Here is a 24,458-nt window from a genome sequence, read left to right as displayed (position 1 = left end):
GAGAAAGTAAGATTGTTGTAGAGAATCTATTAAATAGAAACTTTCAAGCTACCAAGCCAAATGAAAAATGTGTTACAGACATTACATATTTGCCATTTGGTACAGCGATGTTTCGTTTTTTCGACGTACAACAATTACTAACGATCTCATAAAATCCATCTGCAATCATAACAACTTTTTATCTACTGAGAATCTTTGCAACAGAACCTATAATTTTATACATTGTAGTTATAGCAAGGATTCTTTAGGGGATTGTTGGTTTTTATTTGTATAGCATTCTAGGATATTATTTTGGGGATTTTATAAGTTGGAAAATTAAACGAATTAAATGTGTATGAATACAAACTTATTTAACATGTATTTCATACACATATTAAGAATGTATATATTTAATTAGTTTGAAAGGTTGGTGAAAATTATGAATAGATTTAACAAATGTAATCATATTAATTTCCCATGTGCATTTCCTATTCTGGAACAAGGCCCTACAGGTCCAACAGGCCCTACAGGTCCTAGTGGAACGGGAATAGGTGTAACGGGCCCAACAGGACCTCAAGGAGTTCAAGGGATTCAGGGTGAACCGGGACCAGAAGGCCCAACCGGACCTCAAGGGGTTCAAGGGATTCAGGGTGAACCGGGACCAGAAGGCCCAACCGGACCTCAAGGGGTTCAAGGGATTCAGGGTGAACCGGGACCAGAAGGCCCAACAGGACCTCAAGGGGTTCAAGGGATTCAGGGTGGACCGGGACCAGAAGGTCCTACAGGACCTCAAGGGGTTCAAGGGATTCAGGGTGGACCGGGACCAGAAGGTCCTACAGGTGCAACCGGAATAGGTATAATAGGGCCAACGGGTATTACAGGGAGTACTGGCCCGACAGGACCTTCAGGCGGGCCACCAGGACCACCAGGACCAACCGGACCAACGGGACCTTCAGGTGGGCCGCCAGGACCACCAGGACCAACCGGACCAACGGGACCTTCAGGCGGGCCACCAGGACCACCAGGACCAACCGGACCAACAGGCATTACGGGCCCCACTGGGGCTACGGGATTACAAGGGTTTCCTGGTCCAATTGGTCCAACCGGACCTCAAGGGGTTCAAGGGATTCAGGGTGAGCCGGGACCAGAAGGCCCAACCGGACCTCAAGGGGTTCAAGGGATTCAGGGTGAGCCGGGACCAGAAGGCCCAACCGGACCTCAAGGGGTTCAAGGGATTCAGGGTGAACCGGGACCAGAAGGCCCCACAGGACCTACCGGTCCTACGACTGTAGCGAATAACGCTTTTATTAATGGTAATTTCACAGGATTTGTACTTGTTTTATTAGATGAGCCAGTACCCTTTCTCACAGCAAATATTTCTGGAACGGATATTTCATATACTGCGGGTGACGCAAATATTTTTTTAGCGCCTAACAGACAGTATTATGTTTCCACTCGATCTACTATTTCGGTAAGTGAGCCAGATACCTCAGTTGGATATGTTCAAGCGGTCTTACTTAATGGGACTCGTGAGATACTTTGTGAACAAAGTTTTCCCCCGGCGACTGTTGGAGGAGGTTTTCAATTTCAAATGATTGCAGATGGTATCATTGTTACTCCTCCCGCAATTACATCTACCCTAAATGTTGTATATCAAGCACCGGTAGTAGGAGCAACAGTAAGTGTAGATAGTATATTTATGACGATTATTGAGTTGCAAGAATTTTAAAGAATGTTATATTGGGTGTTTTTGCACCCCCGAAAAAGAGTAGCACGTATAGCATTAAAAAAATTAAATGAAAATATAATCGTAGAATTTAAATGAAGAACAGTTAAAAGAAATCAATGGCGGTGGATTCTGAAAATATGTAGGAAAGCAAATCTATGAATGAACAGGATCTTATTTAACTGGAACACTTTAGTACGGAAAAAAATAAAAAATGATAGAAAATTAAAAAAATAGGCCTTCGCCTGACCAAAAAGTGTTAGGTGAAGGCCTATTTTTTTAATTTTGGCAAGCTACTGTGAGATATACCTACATTTGTACATACTTTAGCCCTCGAAATTAAGCGTATCAATAGCCATGTAGCATTTGGCATTGGCAATGCTTCACTCTGAAGTTGAACAACGTACTTTATATAATTTTTTATTTCGCTGAAAAGTAATCTGTGCGTAGTGGGCATACTAGGCTTAGTCACAGGGTTGCTGCTCTAGTCCGTCAGATGAATCACATAAAATGTAATTCATCTACTAGGCCTCACCGTACATGCCCATCAACTTAAGGCTTTTTACTACCCCCAAGTACAAAAAAACGTTATTCTTTCTTAAATAATATAAATGAGAAAGGATGCTGTTTTTTATGAATCTCTCGATTCAAGAAGAGTTACAACCATTTACAGAAAAATTACAGCGCTATATCACACCTGAATTTTTGAAAGGACTGGCAAAAGAGCTGAAGTTTGTAAAGAGAAAACGTAAATTTTCAGGATCAGATTTAGCTACCATTTGTATTTGGATTAGCCAAAGAGTGGCCAGTGATCCTTTAGTCCGATTATGTAGTAGGTTTCATGCAGTTACAGGTACTGTACTTAGCCCGGAGGGCTTAAATAAACGATTTAATGAAAAATCAGTGTTATTTTTAAAACATATCTTCTCTTTGTTGTTACAACAAAAAAATCTGTGAGCAAACTCACATTTCTAATCAACTTTTTTCTCATTTTAAACGTATTCGCATCATGGATGCCACCATGTTTCAAGTGCCTAATACTTTGGAACATATATATCCTGGTTCAGGTGGTTGTACGCAAACAGCCGGAATTAAGATTCAATTAGAATACGATTTACATAGCGGTCAATTTTTCAATTTTCAAGTCGGACCAGGAAAAAATAATGACAAGACCTTCGGAACAAAATGCTTAGATATGTTACGGCCAGGCGATTTATGTATTCGTGATTTAGGGTACTTTTCATTAGAGGATTTAGATCAAATGGATCAACGTGGTACATATTATATTTCGAGGTTAAAGTTAAATACGAGCGTATATGTAAAAAATCCAAATCCAGAATATTTTAAAAATGGTTTTATTAAAAAACAATCAGAATACATCCAAATTGATGTCCTACAGATTTTGAATCGCCTCCAACCAGGCGAAACGATAGAATACCAGCAAGCTTATATTGGTGATAAACAGCAGCTATTTTCACGTCTTATTTTTCATCGTTTAACAGAGGCACAATTAAAAAAACGCCTAGAGAAAATTGCAGAAAAAGAAAAGTCAAAACACAAAACCTATTCAGATAAAAGTAAATTAGCAGCAGGATTAAATGTATATGTGACAAATGCACCTTGGGAATGGGTTCCGATGGAACAAGTACATGAATTATATATTACGTTGGCAGATAGGCGTGTCCAGATAAGGACACATCGTCTAGTCGGTGAAAGTCCGACCGGGAGAAAAGACTCCACTCCTGTAGCCTGAGAGGCACTATGAAACGAAAGTAACATGGTGAAGCCCTCTGGCATCATACGCAAAAGGCGCATGGGCAAATCTCCAGGTTGTAACGTATAGTGAACGTAGATGTAGCCTCGTTACACGCAATTCCGGTGGCTGAGACGGTCTATAACGTGCGAAAGCAGCAAGAACTGACCGAAACGAGTCTGGAACGGCAGTTCTCACCGGCGACATGGAGAGAAAGATGATATGGAAACTGGAGAAGCCCTCGACACCCGATGAAGAAATCTCATCGAGGAGACCGCCTCTATAACCGCGATCGGGAAGTGAGAACGGTAGGTGTCAGGGTGGCGGAACGGATCGTAGTACCAGAGATCTGCGTGCAGCAAAACGCGCGGGGAGGAAAGGGTCCGAACCTGTAAACATTTCGTATGACTAAAGGGCAAGGGTGCCATGACAAAAACACCCATCACTTTGCAGGAACTAAGGCAACGAATCTATCGAAAGGCGAAGTCTGAACCTATGCACCGGTTTTGGGGGCTATTTACCCACATTACCAAAATGACAACCCTTCACGAAGCATATCAACAGGCGAGGAAAAACAACGGTGCCCCAGGCACTGGTGGAAAAAGTTTTGCTGATATAGAACTAGAAGGAGTTATCCCATTCTTAACGGGTGTTCAAGAGGAATTCAAGCTGGAATTTACCGACCACAAGCCAATCGAAAAGTAGAAATCCCAAAGGCAAACGGCAAAATGCGAACTCTGCAAATTCTGTGTATACGAGATCGTGTAGTACAAGGAGCGCTAAAACTCATATTAGAAGCAATTTTTGAAGCTGATTTCTGTCCAAACTCGTATGGGTTTCGGCCGAAACGCTCTCCACATCAGGCATTGGCAGAAGTACGACGCAGTATATTGCGCCGTATGACCATAATAATTGATGTTGATTTGTCACGCTACTTTGATACAATTCGACACAACATATTATTGGAGAGAATCGCGAAACGTGTCCAAGACCCACAGGTTATGCATCTTGTAAAACAGGTAATTAAGGTAACAGGTAAGATCGGTGTCCCGCAAGGGGGGCCATTTTCTCCACTAGCCGCAAACATTTACCTCAATGAAGTGAATTGGACATTTGATGCCATTCGACGCAAAACAGCTGAGGGCAATTACGAAGCTGTAAACTATCACCGTTTTGCCGACGATATAGTTATCGCTGTAAGCGGACACTCCAGTAAAAGTGGATGGGCTGAACTGGCATTACGACGACTGTGGGAACAGTTAAAGCCTTTGGGAGTTGAACTGAATTTGGAGAAGACTCAGATGGTCAATGTCCTAAAAGGAGAATCCTTCGGATTTTTAGGATTTGACCTGAGACGAATACCGAACCGAAATAAGAATGGAGTCTTCGTTTTCATGATCCCGAAGAAGAAAGCTCGCACGACAGTGAAAGCAAAAATTCGCGAACTCATTCAAAACGCAGGAGCGAAGCCAGCACAAGACTTAATAAAACAAATCAATGCCGTACTGACTGGATGGGTGAACTACTTCCGGGTTGGGAACTCTAGTCAAGCTTTCAGTGAAGTACGTGATTATACGGAGATGAAAATTCGCACACTGTTAACGAGAAGGAAACGACGACGAAAGCGTAGCATCGGATGGCAGAGATGGAGTAACGAATATCTCTATGGTGTACTGGGGCTCTACTGGGACTGGAAAGTCCTTCCCCTGAAAAGTGCAGAGAGTTTTCGATGAAAGTGTCTGCTATTTGATAGGTCTCATAACCCTTTTGATGAAGTTTATGGGGTGAGCTGCTTGAGGGAAAACCTCACGAGCAGTTCTTATGGGGAGAGGCTGGAAACGGAACACAATTGATACCGCGCCAGTCTTTTACCCGACAAGCATAAATATGACAATAGTCCATATACGATGATTAATGATCTATATCCAAATCGATTTAAAGAATGGGAATTTAAGGTGACACCTAGTGGCTTTTGGACGAGAGAGAAAGCGCTAAATGCATTACAGTGGACAAGTGAAGAAAAAGAAAAGCTGACCGATAATCAATTATTTCAGCAATACACAATGAAGTGGCTAAAAAGGCATAGACTATGGGCACCAGTAGTAAGATACTGGTGTCCATACGCAATGATTAATGATTTATATCCAAATAAATATTTAAAAAGTTCATTCAGAGGATATATAAAAAAATCTTAATATTATTAAACGTAATTTAATTAACATGAAAACACGAATAGTAAAGGATTTTGTTGCAAAGGTTTCTAAATGAGACTACACTCTAGAAAAAATCGTAAGGAGAAATACAAATGAGATACTTTAAAGGAAAATAGTTCAAGAAAGATATTATTTTAATATCCGTCGGTTACTATATTCATTTTTCTTTAAGTAATCGTGATGTCTCTGAAATTTTAAAAGAACGTGGAATCTCAGTTCACCCAACAACTATTATGCGCTGGGGTTATGAATACGGAAACCTTAGCCATCAAATTTGGAAGAAAAAATAAAAGAATACAAGTATCTTAGAAATTGGATAAGGCATATATATAAGTCAAAGGAGTATGGCGTTTTCTCGATCGAGCAATCGATAAAAATGGGCACACATTGGATATTCAACTTCGCAAAAGACAAGATTATCAAGCGGCATATGCCTTTATGAAATGACTAGTGAAAATATTTGGAGAACCAACGGTTCTCACAACAGATAAGGCGCCCGCGTTATTTTGCGCGTTTAACAAATTAAAAAACAAGGCTTCTGCAAGAATACCACTCACCGTACAATCAAATATTTGAATACTCTCATCGAACAGGATCATAGGCATATCAAGCGACGTTTTGCCAAATCAGCAGGACTCCAAAGTATTCGTCATGCTTCACGTACCTTGAAAGCCATTGAAACCGTTCACGCTCTATATAAACGAAAACGAAGTTTGCAACAACCAAACTTCGTTTTTTCAACGTACAATGAATTACATCAATTATTAACGAGCGCATAAAATCCATCTGCAATCATACCAACTTTTTATCTACTAAGAATCTTTGCAACAGAACCGTTGTTTTTTAGGTTCTATCATTTCTAAATATTTCCATTAAATGAAATTCAAAAGATGCCAGATTGTTGGAAATCCTTAAGGTTTTCTCAACAATCTGGAGAGAAAGTACACCAAAGTGTACTTTCTCTTTGGATGGTTCGATAATTGACTTGTTTCCAATTCAATAAGTCTGAGGACATAATACCAGCGCATTTAATATTATAATATAGCATTGATATGTTTATGTTACTTATTTTACTCTTTCCAAATGTAAAAAATGAATCTTTATAAGTGGGAAGTCGCGATATAATATTAATGATTTTTTAATTGTTTTAACGCACATTAAGGCTCCATATACGAAGCCTTTTCATCGTATAAATATTCTTTCATAGGAAGCAGAGTAAAATATTTTTATATATAAAAGCACAAATTATTATCTGTTGTATAGTACAGAAACATTAAAAATTAATTTTTTTATTATATTTTGAATATTAATACGATAAAATTAAACGATATTAATAACTTGATATACTACTTTAAGAAAGGAAGAAAATATGAATTTCGAACTAATAATAACGGCATTATTAAGAGATAATATTCATTATGAGGATGGTCTTGAATTAATCGGTGGTTTTATTAATAGGGCGATGCTTCAAAACAAGAAATTAAAAGCATTACACGAAAGAAAAGGCTATAAAAATTACGTTTACAGTAATTTTTATCCGTTCGAAAAAGATAAAATATACAAGCAAGACCGGGTATATATAATACGCTTAAAAAGCTTGGATTATGGATTCCTTAAGGATATAAAAGAGTCTTTGCCTACAATTAAAAATTATGTCATACAATGTTTTGCATTAGAAATTAAACAATTACCGCAAAAACATATAGTTGATCTATATACAGTTACTCCAGTTGTTATTACGGTAGATAATAAACCCTTTTTACCAGAAGATAGCTTAGATATATTATGTAATAGATTACAAGCTAATTTAGAGAAAAAATATAAAGCTTTTTACGGAGAAAAGTTATTCACTGAATCATTTATTCAGCGTATTGAATGTATTAACCGTAAACCTATAAAAACTAATTATAAAGGGATTAAATTACTAGGGAATAAATTTAAAATTACTGTGAAAGATGATAAAAAGTCTCAAATGTTAGCACGTGTAGCAATAGGAGCAGGAATAGGTGAGAAAAATAGCGCACTTGGTTGCGGATTTTGCTTCGCTAATTACCTATAGGTGGTGAAATTGTGTTAGTAGATTTAGTTAAGAAATTCCAGATTGCTATTAATAAAAATCCAAATATCGTATTAGATAACTATAAGTTAAAAAATGGACTTTATATTAGATTTGATGTTACCAAGACGTTTGAAGAGAATGTGCAAAATGCAAATCAAAATATCTATGTTCATAAAAACCAAGCAGATGAGGCTGTTGAAAAAATGGACCTTTATGAATGGTTTAAGATTAGAGATTTTTATAGTAGTATGCTAAATGATGATGCAAATAAATTAATTGATCTTCCGGGAAAAAAGGTACATAGTACAAATCCGCTTACATTTTTCATGAAAGAAGAATTGCTAATTGGTGAAAAGAAAATATATACTCCAGAACAATTGGCGATTTGCATTGAAGAATTCTATATAAAATTACAAAAATCCTCAACGAAGTTTTTAGATGCATATCCAATCGTAGCAAAGTCGAAGAAATTAAAAGAGAAGATATTGACAGAACGAGAAGAATTCTTTTATAGGTATTATCCACACTTAATGATGGTGTCAAAAGATGGAGAAAGGATACAAAGAAATGATAATTATAAGAAGTTTTTGCTGAAAAATTCACCTGGAATTATTGAATTATTTCATAAATTGAAAGAGGAATATGACTTTAAAAATTATATAAAAATTTTCTTTGATGCCAATGAAGATATTTATAGAAATGAATATGAATTATATATTTTACCAAGAATTTTTACTGTTGACGCATATAATTATGCTAATTCTTCTTCTATTGTTGGTTTACCAAGTGGGGATATGACAGTAAACAGTAAAAAACCATTTTTATTATTAAAAACATTAAAAGCTAATGTACCTTTACGTATTCCCGTAGATCAAGCAATTGCAAGAAAGGATTTCTATTCTTGGCTTGGGACAAAAGGGAAATTTAAAGAACATGTATTCCAAACTGATACAATTTTCACATCCAATGCTTCAAGAAAAGCAGGAGCTTATCATATTCGAATTGATAAAAATGGTGGTATCGATTTCTTTGAAAATGTACCATTTTCTGCTTCAGATAAGTTGAATGGGAATGGAATAGAATTCAAGAATGTAATAAACGTCACAGAAAAGGTGGATGATATTTTAATTGTGCGAGCAGATTATGAGGTGGATACTCGTAAAGACTTGCAAAGCCTTATTAACAAGTATTTTTTCAGAGGAAGGCTGCTAGGAACTTTTTTGAATACACAACCAGAAATTAAGGGCAACGATTTTACCAACAATATGTTGACTTGTTTTCTTAAAAGTAGACAAGCCTTTTATGATTTCTTTATTAAAGGGACCGAAGAACCATTGCGGGAAATAATTGATAAACTAACCCTTAATCTAATCGAAGAACGTCTATATGGAACTTTTGAAGGACCACATATTAAACACATGGCAGAAGCTTTTAATTTACGTTTAGCACTTTTAAAGTATTTTCGTATTAAAGGAGGAGATGAAATGGCAGATTGCATACGTAATGTAAGCGATATTTTAAAAAATAAAGTTAAAAGTAAAGACTTAGTTGTTTGTGAAAGTGACCAAGAGTTTTATTACTTAGCTGGGCAACTAGGGTATTATTTATTATCACAATCGCAAGTGAAATCGAAAACAATTGGGATGTTTGAGCCTATTCTACGCGCTAAATATGAACATCAAGTAAAACGCCTTTTAAAAAATCTACTAATAACATACGGACATGCTATTAGTATAAAAAACACTTCTTTTAAAAATGCCTTTGGAATGGTTATGGGGTTCGAGACAGATGGAGTAAGCAAAGGAAAAAATAAGGATATTTTACTGGCAGGTTTATTAGCAAGTAATATGTTTTATGAAAAATATGAAGAAGGAGTCGTGAAAGATGAATGAATGGAAGAAACGAGTCTATGGAGTTATTGGAGTTTCAACTATAATGTCAAACTGGAATGCTGATTTTACTGGTAGACCAAAATCCTTGAGTGATGGAATCGTATTTGGTAGTGACAAAGCATTGAAATTTAGTATGAAAAAGTACTGGGTTAATCAAGGGGAAAAGGTGCTTTATATTAAATCTTATAAGATAACTCCTAAAGAAGGGAGGATGCAACCAAAAGAATTAATCGAGCGTTATCAAGAAATATTTGATACAGAAATCTCAAAGAAATCAAAGACTGTAGATGTATTAAAGAATTTATTTTTATCAATAGATGTGATGAATTTTGGTGCAACATTTGCGGTAGAAGGCCAAAATATTGGATTAACTGGTGTGGTCCAAATTGGTCAAGGAATGAATAAATATGAAGATACTACAACAGAAGTACAAGATATATTATCCCCGTTTCGTAATTCTAATAAGGAATATGCTGATGCATCAAGTTTAGGGACAAAAATTGTTAGCAACGAGGCTCATTATTTTTATCCATTTTCTGTAAATCCAAATAACTATGATGTATATTCAACCTTCATTGATGATTTTGATGGATATACAGAAGAAGCATACATGAAATTTAAGAAAGCCTCATTAATAGGAGCAACTGCACTTAATACCAATAGTAAATCCGGTTGTTATAATAACTTCGCCTTATTTATAGAATGTAAAGAAGAAGCCCCTCTATATTTACCACCACTAGATTCATACATTGAATTTAATAAGCAAGAGGATTTGTACAGTATAGATATGAAGAAAATAGAGGAGCTATTAAAACCGTTCCAAAACAAGTTAGAAAATATTGAAATATTTTACAATCCTTTAAACACGTCCATTATTACCACTACTGATATGTTTGTACGAAAAAACATCTTCACTGAAGAAAAACTAGAAGTACTATCAGTATAGGAGTGAGAATATGAAAGCGATAGCATTTGAATTAAAGGGAAGAACCGCATTTTTTAAAAAACCAGATGTAAATGCTAATGTTTATTTTACATATAATCATATCCATAAAATTGCATTATATGGACTGTTAGGTGCAATTATTGGTGCAGGTGGATACACAAAGCAACAAAAAAGTATAAAAGATGAAGGGGATTCTAATCTTAATCAATATCCTGAGTTTTATCAGTTGTTAAATAAATTAAAGGTTAGCATTGTACCACACGGAGATCGTGGGTATTTTCCAAAGAAAATCCAAGTTTATAATAACACTGTTGGATATGCAAGTAAAGAAGTGGGAGGCAATTTAATTATTCGGGAACAATGGCTAGAAAAACCACACTGGACAATTTATCTCTGGAATGATGGAAGTTTGGAAGAAAAAACATTTACTAAATTGAAAAATCACTTAATTTCTTCCACTTGCAAGTATGTCCCGTATTTAGGAAAGAATGACCATCCAGCCAATATAGAACATACACGTCTTGTAGAGTTGGGCGAATTAGAAGAAGTGCGTGGAATTGAGTCATTGGTTTATTCGAAAGATGTTTTCTTTTCGGAAAAGGGAACATATGATAACAATCCGATATTTTTTTTCAAGAATATATTCCAATTCAATTAAATCCTGAATTGAATTATTATGAATTTGATGAGATTGTACACTCAAATCGAAAAATTAAACAAACGTCTTCTACATTGTCTGCTTTTCAAACAGAAGGACGAGTTATTGCATTCATTTAAATAACTGAGGTCAATCAATAATAAGAGAACTTATGAATATTATTTAAAAGGAAGAAAGGCGGTTCTGTTCTTCATAAAATAGTGCATGAATATAGTTTAAATAAACTTGAAAAAGGAATTTAAAATAAATGTACATATAAAATAAATATAACATATGGTAAAATGTTTAAAAATAAATTTAATTGAGTTAAACTGAAACATATCATGTATTTAAACTAGGTTAACCGTATTATTCAATTAAACTTAGATAAAGTTAAACCGAAACATTCGATGTATAAAATGATGGAATTATTTTAATTTTTTACAAGTTACTTATATAATGTATGATCGCATTATATAAGTAACCTTTCTTATTATACATATTTAGGGTACCGCCAGCATTTTGGGAAAAACACGCAAAGAGAATGTATATAAAAAAGAGACGAGTTTACCTTCATTTAGAGTAAATCGGCTCTTTAATATTCAAAAGGCGTAAAGATTGTAAAATTGTTGAATGTAAACCCTCAAACTTATATTCTACTAAGAAATTGATATGTTCCCAATCTTAATGCCATATATATGGCATTAAATCCTCACAAAATTCGCTTTTTCGTTTTAATTCTTCTACGGCTTTTTTCATACTGATCACCCACCTTTTATGCTCATATTTCATTCCCTCTTGGCATTTATTGGTAAAGAGTTACTATACTGGAGGTGAATTATGTCAAAAGAAAATCAATTCGATCCTCATGGAATCTTACATGGAGCTGCACTAGATCCAAGTTCTATTGGACCGACACTTCCACCTACACCAACATTTACAATACCTACTGGTACTACCGGTAGTACTGGGCCCTCTGGCGCCACTGGCCCAATTATACAATCTGCATTTAGGGCTATTTCTAATCAACCGCAAAATCTATCTGGATTTACACAAGTTTTATGGTTCTGTTGCAAAGTTTCTTAAACCTAGTTACAATCTAGAAAAAAGAGGCGAGGAGAATCACACATGCAATATTTTAAAGGAAAACAATTCAAGAAAGACATTATTTTGGTAGCCGTTGGCTACTATTGTCGTTTTTCTTTAAGTTATCGCGATGTATCTGAAATTTTGAAAGAACGTGGTGTATCGGTTCATCCCACACCCATCATGTGATGGGTTCATGAATATGGAAATCTCATTTATCAGATTTGGAAAAAGAAAAACAAATCTGCACAACTATCTTGGCACTTAGATGAAACCTATATCAAAGTGAAAGGTGAATGGCGGTATCTCTATCGAGCAATCGATAAAGATGGACACACATTGGATATTCAACTTCGCAAAAGACGAGATTATCAAGCGGCATATGCTTTTATGAAAAGACTAGTGAAAATATTTGGAGAACCAACGGTTCTCACAACAGATAAGGCGCCCGCGTTATTTTGTGCGTTTAACAAATTAAAAAAACAAGGCTTCTGCAAGAATACCACTCACCGTACAATCAAACATTTGAATACTCTCATCGAACAGGATCATAGGCATATCAAGCGACGTTTTGCCAAATCAGCAGGACTCCAAAGTATTCGTCATGCTTCACGTACCTTGAAAGCCATTGAAACCGTTCATGCTCTATATAAACGAAAACGAAGTTTGCAACAACCAAACTTCGTTTTTTCAACGTACAATGAATTACATCAATTATTAACGAGCGCATAAAATCCATTTGCAATCTTACTAACTTTTTATCTACTAAGAATCCTTGCAACAGAACCTGTTGACTGATCCAAATACATAATGCAGATAAATCTCGTGCTCCATACTTGCTTTTTCGTTTTACAAATCCTGTCTCCTGTGCGAGTTGTTGAAGAACATGTGGAGATAGGTGTTTCTGTAGTTCTTCAGCGAATAAATAAAACTCATTTTGAAGCGATAGATTCATACAAAAAACGCCAGTTATGTTATTCCGTTAAAGGGCCAGATTGTAGAGGAATAAAAAAGGATGCTAATCACTTGCCCATATAGATGACACTCTAAACGTTCTAGGAGTTCTTACAGAAGAACTACAGTTATTTTAGATCAGGAATAAAATAATACATTTTTCTGTTATGTAACAATAAGGGAATGTTGGAAATGTATATAACAATCAAATATAATATTTTTGACTTCTTAAAGAAAACGCTTGCAATAAAAAAAGTTCAGCTCTATAATGAAAATGTAATCACAAGAGTTAATAAATATTCAATATACAAAATAATGTATATTGAAAAACGGGAAATGGAGGAATAATAATGAAGAAAATTGTAATCGGTGGTCAAGTAGCAAAAACAGAATTGGGTTCTTTAGTTGAGAAATATGCAAACGGTGCTTTTACATGGGAAGTGAAAAGTGATTTAGATGCAGCAATGGCTATTAAAAGCGGCGCTGTTGATTATTATGTGGGCGCTTGCAATACAGGTGGAGGCGGAGCTTTAGCAATGGCGATTGCCTTATTAGGTGGAGATAAATGTGTGAGTTTAGGTATGCCAGGAAAGACTTTATCTGTTGATGAAATAAAAGCTAGTGTTGCAGAAGGAAAAGTTGCTTTTGGATTTACTCCACAGGATATGGAGTTTATTATTTCGAACTTAATGGAATGCCTTTTAAATAAGGGGGAATAGAAGTGATTATTAATATGTTAGTAATGGCGGCGCTTTGTGCCGTAACTACCATTATGTCTAACAAGAACATTGCCGTTTTCAATGATGCACTACGTCCAATCACTTTAGAATATAAGGAAAAAAGGGTAAATAGATCGGCCCTTGGAACAACAGCGTTAGCTTTTGGGATTGGATATATAGTTGGTTTTATTCCACAATCAATTGCGAGTGGCGTTATTATTATACACGTTGTATTGTTAGGAACAGATATTTTAGGAAGCTATTTACCGGATGGTGGGAAAAAATCAACTGTTATTGCCGGAATTGCTGGAGCGGTTTATGGTGTAATAATGGGAGCAGGTTTAGGTTTTATTCAGGATCTGTTTAATTTACTACCTTATAATTTTCTTGGAGACTTAGGGAAAGTATCTTCAATTGTATTATTAGCATTTGCCATTTTTCCAGCATTCGTAGTGGCACTTCAATATGGGTGGAAAAAAGGTTTAGTCTCTGCTTCATTCGTAGTATTAACACAAGTTTTAGTGACAAAGTTTGGAACAATTACGTTATCAAACGGTAATAACATTGATATTAATGCGAATGCAATGGCATTGATGGTAGGTATGATATTTATGATCTACTTCGCAATGACAGATTCTAGAGAAAAAAATAACTCTCAAGTGCAATTAGCCAGCTTATTTGCAGCAAGAGTATTAGAAATCAAAAAATATTGGTATTTATTTTCTCTATCTGGAGCGTTGATTGCACTAGCTGCATCTTTAGTAATTGTTACTGAATCAGCACTTTCTGCTCCATTATATCAAGAAGTGCAATTTAGTTCAGCAGCTCTTACTGAATTTTCTCGTGTTATTGGTTTCATACCGTTAGTTGTTACAACAGGTATTGCGACAGGAACGTATTCACCAGCTGGAATTAAGATGGTTTTTGTAATCGGTTCGATTTCTGCTAGCTTTGGAAATCCTATTTTAGGATTTGTACTTGGCGGAATTTGGATGACGATGGAAGTAATGCTATTAACGAAGTTCTCGGTCTTCTTAGATAAATTCCCAGGTATGCGTGATGCAGGGGATCAAATCAGAACAGCTATTACAAAAGTTTTAGAAATTGCCTTACTTGTTGGCGGTATAATCGCGGCAAGTGCTATTGCACCTGCATGGGGAGCACTATTTGTAGTCGGATTATACGTACTAAATAATACATTTAAGAAAAAATTTGTTGATTTAGCAATTGGACCAATTGGAGCATTGTTAGTAGGAATCATCTCTAACGTACTTGTATTATTGGGATTAATGACACCACCAGGTTTATAAAATAGATGGAGATGAAAATATGTCATTAGTAAATGGAATTACATTAGCTCATGAACATACAACAATTGATTTATCAGGATTGAAAAACAATGACGATTGTAATTTGAACTGTTTTGAAGAAACAATTCAAGAATTTAAAGAATTGTATCAACTAGGTGTACGAAATATTATCGATGTAACGGTAAGAGGGATGAAACGAAATCCTGATTATGTACGAAAAGTTGCTGAAGCTTCTGGAATAAATATTGTCCAAGCAACAGGATGGTATCAAGATAAGTTTTTACCTAATTATATCTCAAAGCATTCGATTGAACAATTAGCTGAAATACTGATTAAGGAAATTACAGTTGGAATCGATGAAACGGATATAAAAGCACGTGTCATCGGTGAAATTGGCACAAGTAAAGGGCATATGACAGAGCGTGAAAGAAAAGTATTTGAGGCAGCTGTTATTGCTCATAAAGAAACAGGTGTACCAATTACAACACATTGTACGCTCGGAACGTATGGACACGAGCAGGTTGAATTCTTTAAGGAGAGAGACGTAGATTTGTCAAAAGTAGTTATCGGTCATGTTGATTTAACTGGTGATACTGATTATGTTCTTCATCTCCTTAGACAAGGTGTGTATGTAGAATTTGATACAGTCGGTAAAGAAAACTATATGCCAGATTGGACAAGACTGAAGATGTTAAAAGCAATTGAAGCAGAAGGGCTTACTGATAAAGTATTTCTATCAATGGATATTACTCGTAAATCTCAATTGAAATACCTAGGTGGGCCAGGTTATACATTCTTATTGGAAAAGTTTATCCCAATGATTTTAGCAGGAGGGATTTCTCGAGAATTTGTTAATAAAATGCTGATTGAAAATCCACAACGCTTTTATATCTAACAAAAGTAAAGGAAGTTATTCATATGAAAACTTATCCGTTAAAAAGTTTAATTATTGAAGAAGCCATTCAGCTTCAGTTTAAATTAGTTGATTCAGTTACTAAAGAATTTAAAGGATCGGAAATCTTAACAAGAGGAGATTTAGGAGTTGTTCCTGGGTTAAATCAGCCACAGACAACGTATAAGGTCGAAAAGGTATTAGCGAACTTCTTTGAAGCAGAGGCAGCCATGCTTGTTCGTGGTGCTGGAACAATGGCCATCCGTTTAGCTTTACATGCAGTAATGAAACCAACGAACACGCTTCTTGTTCATAAAGCTCCAATCTACCCAACTACTAAGACATCAATTGAGATGATGAGCTTAAAAACAGTTGAAGCAGATTTCAATAATCTCGATGAAGTAAGAAAGATTTTAAAAGAGCATCAAATTGATGCGGCGCTGGTTCAATTTACAAGACAAAAGCCTGAAGACGCTTACGATATTGGTGAAGTTATTCAATGTATGAAACAAATTAATCCTAGTTTGCCAATTATTACAGATGACAATTATGCAGTAGCTAAAGTTCCAAAAATCGGCTCAGAATTAGGGGCGTCTCTAGCTTGTTTTTCTACATTTAAGCTTTTAGGTCCTGAAGGTGTTGGGTGTATAATAGGTGATAAGAATTATATTGAAAAGCTTAGAAAAGAAAATTATTCTGGTGGATTACAAGTACAAGGATTTGAAGCGATTGATGTTGTACGAGGATTGATTTATGCACCTGTATCATTAGCAATATCGGCAACTGTTTCAGAAGATGTGTGTGCTCGATTAAATCAAGGAGAGCTTGCAGGTGTTAAAGAGGCTTATATTGCGAACGCACAATCAAAGGTAATTATTGTAGAATTAAAAGAGCCGATTGCTTCAGATGTGTTGACAGAAGCGGAAAAATTAGGTGGATTACCTAATCCAGTTGGTGCGGAGTCTAAGTATGAATTCTCACCTTTGTTCTACCGACTATCGGGAACATTTAGGGCTGCCAATCCAGAAGCATCGAAAAATATGATACGTATTAATCCAAATCGCTCGGGGAGTGGAACTGTACTACGTATATTAGACACAGCTATTAAACGAGTGAAAAACTTAGATATATAAGAAAAAAGGAGAAAGTTATATGGGTAAAGATGATTTATATCAAAAAAGAGGCGTTGTTATTAGAGCAATTGCCGCAGAGCTATTAACATTAAATATTCATGACCGAATGCCGATTATTAGTGATTTTCAAAAAGAATACTCTATTTCTCGAGGAACTGTTCAGAATGCGATTGCTTTTTTGAAAGAAAATCAGGCCATTCAAACAGAAAGTAGAGGGCATTTAGGAACGTATATTACAGATATAAATTATGCGATACTGCAAGATTATGCTTTCGCCAATCAATTGTCAGCGACAATGCCACTTCCATACTCGAAGCTATATGAGGGCCTTGCAACTGGTTTATATTTAACATTTAAAAGCTATAACATTAAGTTGAATATGGCGTATATTAGAGGGTCAGAGGATCGAATTCAGGCTGTTGAACAAGGAATTTATCACTTCGCAGTTGTATCAAAGTATGCAGCTGAGAAGGCAGTCGATTCTGATGCAAAGATTAAGGTTGTGATGGAGTTTGGAAATAGGTCTTATTTATCTAAGCACATTTTGTTATTAGCCAATGACGCTTCGACACTAGAAGATGGAATGAGAGTAGGGATTGACCACGATTCTCTTGACCAACAAGAACTAACTAACTTTTTAATTCAAGGGAAAAATGTGGAGCTAGTTGAAATGCCATCAAATCAATTAATATATGCACTTCAAGAAAATCAGATTGATGCAGGTGTATGGAACTACGATGAAATAGTCGAGCGGAATTATAAAGATATAAACTATCAAGCCATTCCTACTTCAAGAAAATTCGAGGGAATGACAGAAGCGGTTATTATTTGCCAAGATGGTAATCAGTTAATTGAAACTATTATAAGGAAATATATTTCGATAGTGACACTATTAGATATTCAAAAACAAGTTAAAGAAGGAAAAATGACACCGCGATATTAGAAAGGGGTACCAGCATGATTCAAGAAAAATTAGTTGTATTACGGGATTCCAACACGATAGATGAATCTGTTTATGGATATGCACAAGCAACTATAAGTCTATTGAAAAATAATAATATCATTAAAGAAGATGATGAGGCAGATGGATTCATCACTCATTTAGCCATGGCTACTGAAAGACAAAGAAAAGGGGAAGCGGTTGATCCGATGGATTCCCTAGTTGCCGAACAAATTGAATTAGATCCTAATGCAAAACAAGCCAAACAGCAATGGGCAGAGATTGCGGAACTATCACCTATTTCTTTCCATGAAAATGAGCTTAATTTCTTATACTTGCATATTATTACTTTATTGAGTAATCGATAGGGGAGGCGTTCTTTTTGTTTTTAAAAAAAGTAATTGAACGGAATCCACAATTGATAGATGCGGCCGTTTCTTTTCATCAACAAGGCGTTATTTTACCAGATACGTATATTTTAGATTTAGATATGATTGAAGAAAATGCAAGAAAAATGGTTTCTTCTGCAGAAGAAAATGGTATTGAATTATTTTTTATGACGAAGCAATTTGGGCGTAATCCATATGTTTCAAAGGCTTTAGTTAAAAATGGTATAAAGCATGCTGTTGTTGTTGACTTTAGAGAAGCGTTAGTCATGATGGAAAATGATATTCCACTTGGAAATGTTGGACATCTTGTACAAATACCGAAACATCTTTTAAAGAAAGTTATGCATTACGGCACAAAGTATATTACGGTGTATTCACTAGATAAATTAAAACAAATTGAAACAGTTGCTAATGAAATAGGTATTATACAGAATGTTTTATTACGGGTTGTAAGTAATGATGACGAACTGTACGAAGGGCAATATGGTGGCTTTAAATTAGACGAGCTAGAAGCTTTAATACCATATTTCCGTGAACTAAAGCATGTGCAAATAAAAGGAATAACTTCCTTTCCATGTTTCTTGTATTCAGGTAATGATTTAGACTTAAAGAAAACTCAAAATGTCCAAACAATTAATTGTGCAAAAAAACTTCTTATAGAGAATGGCTTTGACTTAACGGAATTAAATGTTCCTTCAGCAACCTGTTCCTATACGATTCCTTTTATTAGAAAAATTGGAGGTACGCAAGGGGAACCTGGACATGCCTTGACGGGAACAACACCATTGCATGCGGTTGAAAATTTAGTGGAAAAACCAGCCATGGTTTATGTAAGTGAAGTATCACATCAATTCAATGGTCAAAGTTATATCTTTGGTGGAGGCTATTATCGCCGTGGACATTTGGATCAAGTTCTGCTGACGGATGGAATGACCCGTTCAATGGCTAAGTCTGGTTTTTTTTCTAATGAAAGTATTGATTACTATTTGGAATTAGAAAAGCAATGGCCAATAGGCCTGACTGCCATTATGTCATTTAGAACGCAAGTGTTTGTAACCAGAAGCGAGGTTGCTGTAGTAAAAGGAATTCAAAGCGGTAAACCAGAAATAGTTGGAATATACGATAGCCAGGGGAAACTACTAAGAAGGTGAGTAAATTGGGTAAATTCATAATAATCGTATTGGATAGCTTAGGTGTTGGGTATATGAATGATGCAAAGGAAGTACGTCCTCATGATGTGGGAAGTAATACAGCTTGGCATATTATTCATGAACATCCAACTGTACAATTACCTACATTAGAGAAGCTAGGTTTAATGAATACGATTGGTAAAGAGTCAGAACTACTTCACTATTCTTCAGAAGCAGTCTGGGGAACAGCAAACCTAGCTCATCAAGGCGCTGATTCCTTTTTAGGTCATCAAGAAATCATGGGAACAACTCCGAAAATTCCTTTGAATCAACCTTTTAATGAGATTATTGATGTTGTCAAAGAGCATTTAGAAGTCAGCGGATATTTCGTGAGAAAAGTAGGAGAAAAGAATGAACCAAAAATTCTCGTTGTAAATGAATGTGCAACTGTTGGTGATAATCTGGAAACTGATTTAGGACAAGTATATAATGTTTCTTCCTGTTTCGATTTAATGTCTTTTGAAGAAGTCGTTCAATTAGGAAAAACAGTACGAGAAGTAGTCAAAGTGTCGAGAGTAATTACATTTGGTGGTCTGAATATTAAGCTAGATAACTTATTATCGGCAAGAAAAATAAAGCAAGGTAAGTTTGCTGGAGTAGATGCCCCAGAATCCGGTGTTTACGATAATGGATATCAAGTTATTCATTTAGGTTATGGGATTGATCCAGAAGTACAGATACCCACAATTCTTGATTATGAGGGTATTACCGTATCTTTACTAGGAAAAGTAGCTGATATTATACAGACGAAAAGTAAACGGGTATTTCCAGGTGTGGATTCAGAAACATTATGGAACAAAACAATCGCTGAAATTAAGGATATTAAAGATGGATTCATTGCTTTAAACATTCAAGAAACTGATTTAGCGGGACATGCTGAAGATTCTGCGAGATATGCAGAACGATTAGAGTTAAGTGATCGCAAATTAGCTGAAATTCTTCCCTTACTAACTGAAGATGATATCATGATTGTAATGGCCGACCACGGTAATGATCCGACAATTGGTCATAGTAATCATACAAGAGAAAGAGTTCCTCTGTTAATATCTCTCAAAGGATTATCGAATAGAGAGATTGGTGAGCGAAACACAATGGCGGATGTTGCAGCCACAGTAGCCGAATATTTTAATGTGAGAGCTCCACAGCATGGGACATCCTTCTTACAGAAGTTAAAGTAGTCAATAAGGTCAGTGTTTAAAATAAGGCGTTGGCTTGAAACCAAGTTGAACTGCTTATAAAAACATCCATAGAAATTGGAGTTTATTATGAATAGAAAAAGCTATGAAAAACGTTATTCTCTCTGTAGAAATATACAGAGAAAATAACGTCTTTTCTTTTTGGGGAACAATGAACTACTTACCTTGATAGCGATGGGACCCCGCCACATCGGCATCAAGGTAATAAAAAAACAATTATAATATTCAACAATAGGGCGCGATTGTGCAATAACACTTAGATCTAAACGACTTTATTGTTGTATTTTTAAGTGCAGTGAAGTATTTCACATTAAAAATTAAATAACTTTATTGTCATTTTACATAATCCGCCCTTACGTTGAGTACATGTATTCAACGTAAGGGCCCTTTTAAATTCGTTTTTTAATTTTCTTAATTAAGATAACGTGTAAAAATAGGTCAGGTACTTACTTATACTTCCAATTAGATTGTTTATAAAACTGTTTTCTTTGTTTAAACTTTGATTTTTACATTGCAATACACATCATGATTGACGTGGTCAAAGAATAATTAATGGGGTAATTGGACTAAGGGTACCAGAGGACAAAATGAAGGCTAAGATGAGCGAATATATGGCAAAAGGACAACCTATCGACAGAAAAGAAAGAACTACAAACTCTGATTATGATATTGTTAGCCAGTTTCAAGCAGAATTTAGAGGATTTTCCTAATATTATCTGCTTGCCTACAATGCTCATCAACTCCATAACGTAAAACGAGTTATGGTATGGAACTCTCTCTCGCAAGAACATTAGCAAATAAGCACAAAACTACCATCAACAAAGTCTTTAAAAAATACAAAACGGTATCGAAAACAAAAAATGGGAATATAAGGTGCTTCATGTCGCAATTGAGAGAGAAAACAAAAAGCCCCTGGCTACTTATTTCGGTGGTATTGAACTAGCCTAAAATAAAACCGCTACAATCATAGAAAGGGAAAAGCTAAACGATTTGAAAATGGTCTTTCAAACTTGACCATACTGGTACTACTACTTAAAAAAGTGGGTGATCAGTATGGAAAAAGAAAATATATTCAAATAGAAACATTATCAGCCTGATATCATTGTATTAGCAGTACGTTGTTACCTACGGTACAACCTCAGTCTTCGTGATTTGGTGGAAATGATGGAAGAAAGAGGATTATCCTTGGTTCATACAACTATTATGCGATGGTTTCATCAATATGGACCTGAATTAAATGAGCATATTCGAAAACATTTGAAACGAACGAATGACTCTTGGAGAGTAGATGAAACCTACATCAAAATCAAAGGAGAAAACATGTACTTATATCGTGCGATTGATTCCGAAGAAAACACAATTTATTTTTATTTGAGTAGTAAACGCGATGCCAAAGCTGCTATGCCACAGGACCTCATTCTATAACTGCGGACGGAGATAAAGCCTATCCTGTTGCGATAAGGGAACTAAAAAACGAACAGTGCATACCACAAGGTATGCCACTTTGTGTAAAGCAATATTTAAACAATATCATTGAACAAGACCACCGGTTTATCAAAAAACGGATTCGGAATATGCTCGGATTGAAATCATTGCATACAGCTACAAAAATGATTGCTGGAATAGAAGCTATGCATATGGTCAAAAAAGGACAAACTCTCCAAGGGGAGAAGTCTGTCCAAAGGCAAATATATCTAATTAATGAACGCTTTGGTTTAACAGCATAACGTTCCATCCTGTTAGGAAACTTTTACTCTCCTTTCATATCCCACTATTTTGGCACCAGAACCTAACAGAGAAACTACAAACATTGTAAAGGTTGTCCCATTTTCAATTCCATACGAGAGAAAGGAGAGTAATTGAATTTTTTGTCGAAAAAGAGTACCTTTAATAAGGTACGAGAACGTTATATGGAAAATCCATTTAAGTATTTGCAGTATAAGGAGTACTCAATCACAGATGTAGTAAAAGAAACAGGTTTAACAAAGTATCAACTAAGAAAATTCAAACAACAGCTAGAGTGAGAGTTTCGGATGAGGTGAGAAATGGACTACGATAGGGTAGGTTTAACAAAAAATCAATTAGGCTATTTAATTAAGTATAAACAGATCGAACCTATCAATCTGGCTACCTGGAAAGCAGATGGCGGATATCGTTTTGAGCAAGAAGATGTAAAAAGGTTAGAGGAATTATACAGAGACTCTTTAACATTAAAAGAAGCAGCTGAATTTCTAAATAAGTCTAAGACTTACGTTCATAATGCGGCTAAAGATGGGATATTGCCCTTTAAAGAGATTGCTAAGGGGAAATCTACTGAACGATTGTACTTAAAATCCGATTTGGAAATTTTCAAAGAAAGAATTGAAAATAGATCAAAAGAGGAGTCGAAAGAAAAAAAGCAGCATTTAAGTCTATACCTTGATGAAAAGGTATTGGGAGCGATAAAGAAAAAGGCCGAAAAGAAAGGGTATAATGGCTACAAGAAGTTTGCTGAAGACATTTTAACCGCAGAAGTAAAAGAAGATATAGAAGAATAGAATATTCAACAAAAATAGACCCGTTAAAATAACGAAGTTCTTTTAACGGGTCTATTTTTGATTATAAGAAGCTTTTTTATTTTTAAATCAAATTATATTACCAAATCTACCAAAGCGGTTTGTAAGCGATTTTGAGAGGTCTTTTTTTTCGTGTTCACTTAAAAAAACCTTCAATTTACATAAAAAGGGAAATGATTCGTCAGATTTAGAAGGTTGACCAATTAATGATAAATGCATTTAAGGAGAGGTTATTTCGGATAAAAAAATGTAAATAGAGAAATAAGAAATGTAATTTAAATTGGTAATATTAATAACGTAAAATAATTAATTGGTAATGATACCAAGATTATAAATACAAAGACTTCTTTTGGGATCTGGTTACGAGTAGCTGCCAAAAAAGTGGATCTCAATATAGTTAAATTTTTAGTCCATAAAGATATAGATATTTCGATTAGATATACTAGAGAGAGTCTTCATAACACGAATGCCCATGAACACCCTATAGAATTTTGGAAAACAGAAATCGCCGAATATTTAATGAGGTAGGTGATGGAATACATTTAAAAGCATAAAAGTTTTAAAATAAGCTGTACAAGCTTGACTTGAAAATTACATCAGTGAAAGATAGCAAGTGAAACAAATATTTGCTATAAAGAAAGCTTGATTTAACATACGTTTCTATCCTCAGTTGATAGGTAAGTATGGTTAATCCCATATATAATTTTTTCGGTAATTGTGTAATTTATTCACAAAACACTCATCCGATAGTAGAAATAATCCCTCTTATAAGTTGAATAAAATTGAGTTGGAAATAAAAGTAATCCTATGACTTATTTTTACACGTTATCTTAACTAAGAAAATTTAAACCCTAATTTGATAGGGTCCTTACGTTGAATACATATATTC

Annotated in this window: 15 protein-coding genes and 10 pseudogenes; 23 read left to right on the top strand and 2 right to left on the bottom strand. The window is 35.3% G+C overall.

Annotated elements, in window-relative coordinates:
- Positions 1–418 precede the first annotated feature (418 nt).
- The 9 genes and pseudogenes from MHB52_RS35460 to cas5b all read left to right on the top strand — a co-directional run bounded on the left by MHB52_RS35460 (position 419) and on the right by cas5b (position 11,226).
- On the top strand, positions 419–1,708 hold the full coding sequence (locus MHB52_RS35460; RefSeq protein ID WP_340769219.1) for a collagen-like protein: 1,290 nt from the start codon (positions 419–421) through the stop codon (positions 1,706–1,708).
- A 630-nt stretch (positions 1,709–2,338) separates the two neighbouring features.
- Positions 2,339–3,387, top strand: a pseudogene (locus tag MHB52_RS35455) (IS4 family transposase); the annotation flags it as partial.
- Positions 3,388–3,884: 497 nt separating this feature from the next.
- Positions 3,885–5,191: pseudogene (gene ltrA, locus MHB52_RS35450) on the top strand (group II intron reverse transcriptase/maturase).
- Between the two features lie 153 nt (positions 5,192–5,344).
- Positions 5,345–5,653 (top strand): annotated as a pseudogene (locus MHB52_RS35445) (DUF4046 domain-containing protein); the annotation flags it as partial.
- A 146-nt stretch (positions 5,654–5,799) separates the two neighbouring features.
- Positions 5,800–6,450, top strand: a pseudogene (locus MHB52_RS35440) (IS6 family transposase).
- Positions 6,451–7,040: 590 nt separating this feature from the next.
- A complete protein-coding gene (gene cas6 / locus MHB52_RS35435) occupies positions 7,041–7,730 on the top strand; it encodes a CRISPR-associated endoribonuclease Cas6 (protein WP_061663320.1) in 690 nt (229 codons plus the stop codon).
- Positions 7,731–7,741: 11 nt separating this feature from the next.
- Entirely contained in the window at positions 7,742–9,622 is a 1,881-nt protein-coding gene (locus MHB52_RS35430) for a hypothetical protein (RefSeq protein ID WP_061663319.1), read from the top strand.
- Positions 9,615–10,568, top strand: a complete 954-nt coding sequence (locus tag MHB52_RS35425) for a type I CRISPR-associated protein Cas7 (RefSeq protein WP_061663318.1) — start codon at positions 9,615–9,617, stop codon at positions 10,566–10,568. Before MHB52_RS35430 ends, MHB52_RS35425 begins: the two co-directional genes overlap by 8 nt.
- Before the next feature lie 10 nt (positions 10,569–10,578).
- A complete protein-coding gene (gene cas5b, locus MHB52_RS35420; protein ID WP_253703367.1) occupies positions 10,579–11,226 on the top strand; it encodes a type I-B CRISPR-associated protein Cas5b in 648 nt (215 codons plus the stop codon).
- A 552-nt stretch (positions 11,227–11,778) separates the two neighbouring features.
- On the opposite strand, the pseudogene MHB52_RS36935 reads toward cas5b, so the two are convergent.
- Positions 11,779–11,970 (bottom strand): annotated as a pseudogene (locus MHB52_RS36935) (hypothetical protein); the annotation flags it as partial.
- 75 nt (positions 11,971–12,045) lie between these two features.
- On the opposite strand from MHB52_RS36935, the gene MHB52_RS35415 reads away from it, so the two are divergent.
- Positions 12,046–12,291, top strand: a complete 246-nt coding sequence (locus MHB52_RS35415) for an exosporium leader peptide-containing protein (RefSeq protein WP_080451572.1) — start codon at positions 12,046–12,048, stop codon at positions 12,289–12,291.
- A 42-nt stretch (positions 12,292–12,333) separates the two neighbouring features.
- Positions 12,334–13,023, top strand: a pseudogene (locus tag MHB52_RS35410) (IS6 family transposase).
- 52 nt (positions 13,024–13,075) lie between these two features.
- On the opposite strand, the pseudogene MHB52_RS35405 reads toward MHB52_RS35410, so the two are convergent.
- Positions 13,076–13,246 (bottom strand): annotated as a pseudogene (locus MHB52_RS35405) (IS4 family transposase); the annotation flags it as partial.
- Between the two features lie 349 nt (positions 13,247–13,595).
- On the opposite strand from MHB52_RS35405, the gene MHB52_RS35400 reads away from it, so the two are divergent.
- From MHB52_RS35400 to MHB52_RS35345, 12 genes and pseudogenes are all read left to right on the top strand, one after another.
- On the top strand, positions 13,596–13,964 hold the full coding sequence (locus tag MHB52_RS35400) for a DUF2620 domain-containing protein (protein ID WP_061663118.1): 369 nt from the start codon (positions 13,596–13,598) through the stop codon (positions 13,962–13,964).
- Between the two features lie 2 nt (positions 13,965–13,966).
- On the top strand, positions 13,967–15,274 hold the full coding sequence (locus MHB52_RS35395) for a YhfT family protein (protein WP_061663117.1): 1,308 nt from the start codon (positions 13,967–13,969) through the stop codon (positions 15,272–15,274).
- Positions 15,275–15,293: 19 nt separating this feature from the next.
- On the top strand, positions 15,294–16,169 hold the full coding sequence (locus tag MHB52_RS35390; RefSeq protein ID WP_061663116.1) for a phosphotriesterase family protein: 876 nt from the start codon (positions 15,294–15,296) through the stop codon (positions 16,167–16,169).
- Positions 16,170–16,192: 23 nt separating this feature from the next.
- On the top strand, positions 16,193–17,299 hold the full coding sequence (locus MHB52_RS35385; RefSeq protein ID WP_061663115.1) for an aminotransferase class V-fold PLP-dependent enzyme: 1,107 nt from the start codon (positions 16,193–16,195) through the stop codon (positions 17,297–17,299).
- A gap of 19 nt (positions 17,300–17,318) precedes the next feature.
- The gene (gene yhfZ / locus MHB52_RS35380; protein ID WP_061663114.1) at positions 17,319–18,242 is read left to right on the top strand and encodes a GntR family transcriptional regulator YhfZ; all 924 of its coding nucleotides are present in this window, start codon (positions 17,319–17,321) and stop codon (positions 18,240–18,242) included.
- 14 nt (positions 18,243–18,256) lie between these two features.
- Positions 18,257–18,607: a PRD domain-containing protein gene (locus tag MHB52_RS35375; protein ID WP_061663113.1), complete on the top strand. Its 351-nt coding sequence runs from the start codon at positions 18,257–18,259 to the stop codon at positions 18,605–18,607.
- 14 nt (positions 18,608–18,621) lie between these two features.
- The gene (locus MHB52_RS35370) at positions 18,622–19,779 is read left to right on the top strand and encodes a YhfX family PLP-dependent enzyme (RefSeq protein ID WP_061663112.1); all 1,158 of its coding nucleotides are present in this window, start codon (positions 18,622–18,624) and stop codon (positions 19,777–19,779) included.
- Positions 19,776–20,996: a phosphopentomutase gene (locus tag MHB52_RS35365; RefSeq protein ID WP_253703303.1), complete on the top strand. Its 1,221-nt coding sequence runs from the start codon at positions 19,776–19,778 to the stop codon at positions 20,994–20,996. Before MHB52_RS35370 ends, MHB52_RS35365 begins: the two co-directional genes overlap by 4 nt.
- 524 nt (positions 20,997–21,520) lie before the next feature.
- Positions 21,521–21,959: pseudogene (locus tag MHB52_RS35360) on the top strand (group II intron reverse transcriptase/maturase); the annotation flags it as partial.
- A 153-nt stretch (positions 21,960–22,112) separates the two neighbouring features.
- Positions 22,113–22,741: pseudogene (locus MHB52_RS35355) on the top strand (IS6 family transposase).
- A gap of 66 nt (positions 22,742–22,807) precedes the next feature.
- Positions 22,808–23,038, top strand: a pseudogene (locus tag MHB52_RS35350) (hypothetical protein); the annotation flags it as partial.
- Positions 23,039–23,059: 21 nt separating this feature from the next.
- Positions 23,060–23,551: a helix-turn-helix domain-containing protein gene (locus MHB52_RS35345; protein ID WP_061663110.1), complete on the top strand. Its 492-nt coding sequence runs from the start codon at positions 23,060–23,062 to the stop codon at positions 23,549–23,551.
- The last annotated feature ends 907 nt before the right edge of the window (positions 23,552–24,458 follow it).

The organism is Bacillus sp. FSL K6-0073 (assembly GCF_038006085.1).
In the GTDB taxonomy this organism is placed as follows: Bacteria; Bacillota; Bacilli; order Bacillales; family Bacillaceae_G; genus Bacillus_A; species Bacillus_A cereus.
This window is presented reverse-complemented; position numbering and strand designations above follow the sequence as displayed.

Excerpts from the sequence above, each read along its gene's own strand:
- MHB52_RS35400 (WP_061663118.1), top strand. The coding sequence starts at position 13,596 with ATGAAGAAAATTGTAATCGGTGGTCAAGTAGCAAAAACAGAATTGGGT.
- MHB52_RS35415 (WP_080451572.1), top strand. The coding sequence starts at position 12,046 with ATGTCAAAAGAAAATCAATTCGATCCTCATGGAATCTTACATGGAGCT.
- MHB52_RS35375 (WP_061663113.1), top strand. The coding sequence starts at position 18,257 with ATGATTCAAGAAAAATTAGTTGTATTACGGGATTCCAACACGATAGAT.
- MHB52_RS35345 (WP_061663110.1), top strand. The coding sequence starts at position 23,060 with ATGGACTACGATAGGGTAGGTTTAACAAAAAATCAATTAGGCTATTTA.
- MHB52_RS35460 (WP_340769219.1), top strand. The coding sequence starts at position 419 with ATGAATAGATTTAACAAATGTAATCATATTAATTTCCCATGTGCATTT.
- yhfZ (WP_061663114.1), top strand. The coding sequence starts at position 17,319 with ATGGGTAAAGATGATTTATATCAAAAAAGAGGCGTTGTTATTAGAGCA.
- cas5b (WP_253703367.1), top strand. The coding sequence starts at position 10,579 with ATGAAAGCGATAGCATTTGAATTAAAGGGAAGAACCGCATTTTTTAAA.
- MHB52_RS35390 (WP_061663116.1), top strand. The coding sequence starts at position 15,294 with ATGTCATTAGTAAATGGAATTACATTAGCTCATGAACATACAACAATT.
- MHB52_RS35385 (WP_061663115.1), top strand. The coding sequence starts at position 16,193 with ATGAAAACTTATCCGTTAAAAAGTTTAATTATTGAAGAAGCCATTCAG.
- cas6 (WP_061663320.1), top strand. The coding sequence starts at position 7,041 with ATGAATTTCGAACTAATAATAACGGCATTATTAAGAGATAATATTCAT.
- MHB52_RS35425 (WP_061663318.1), top strand. The coding sequence starts at position 9,615 with ATGAATGAATGGAAGAAACGAGTCTATGGAGTTATTGGAGTTTCAACT.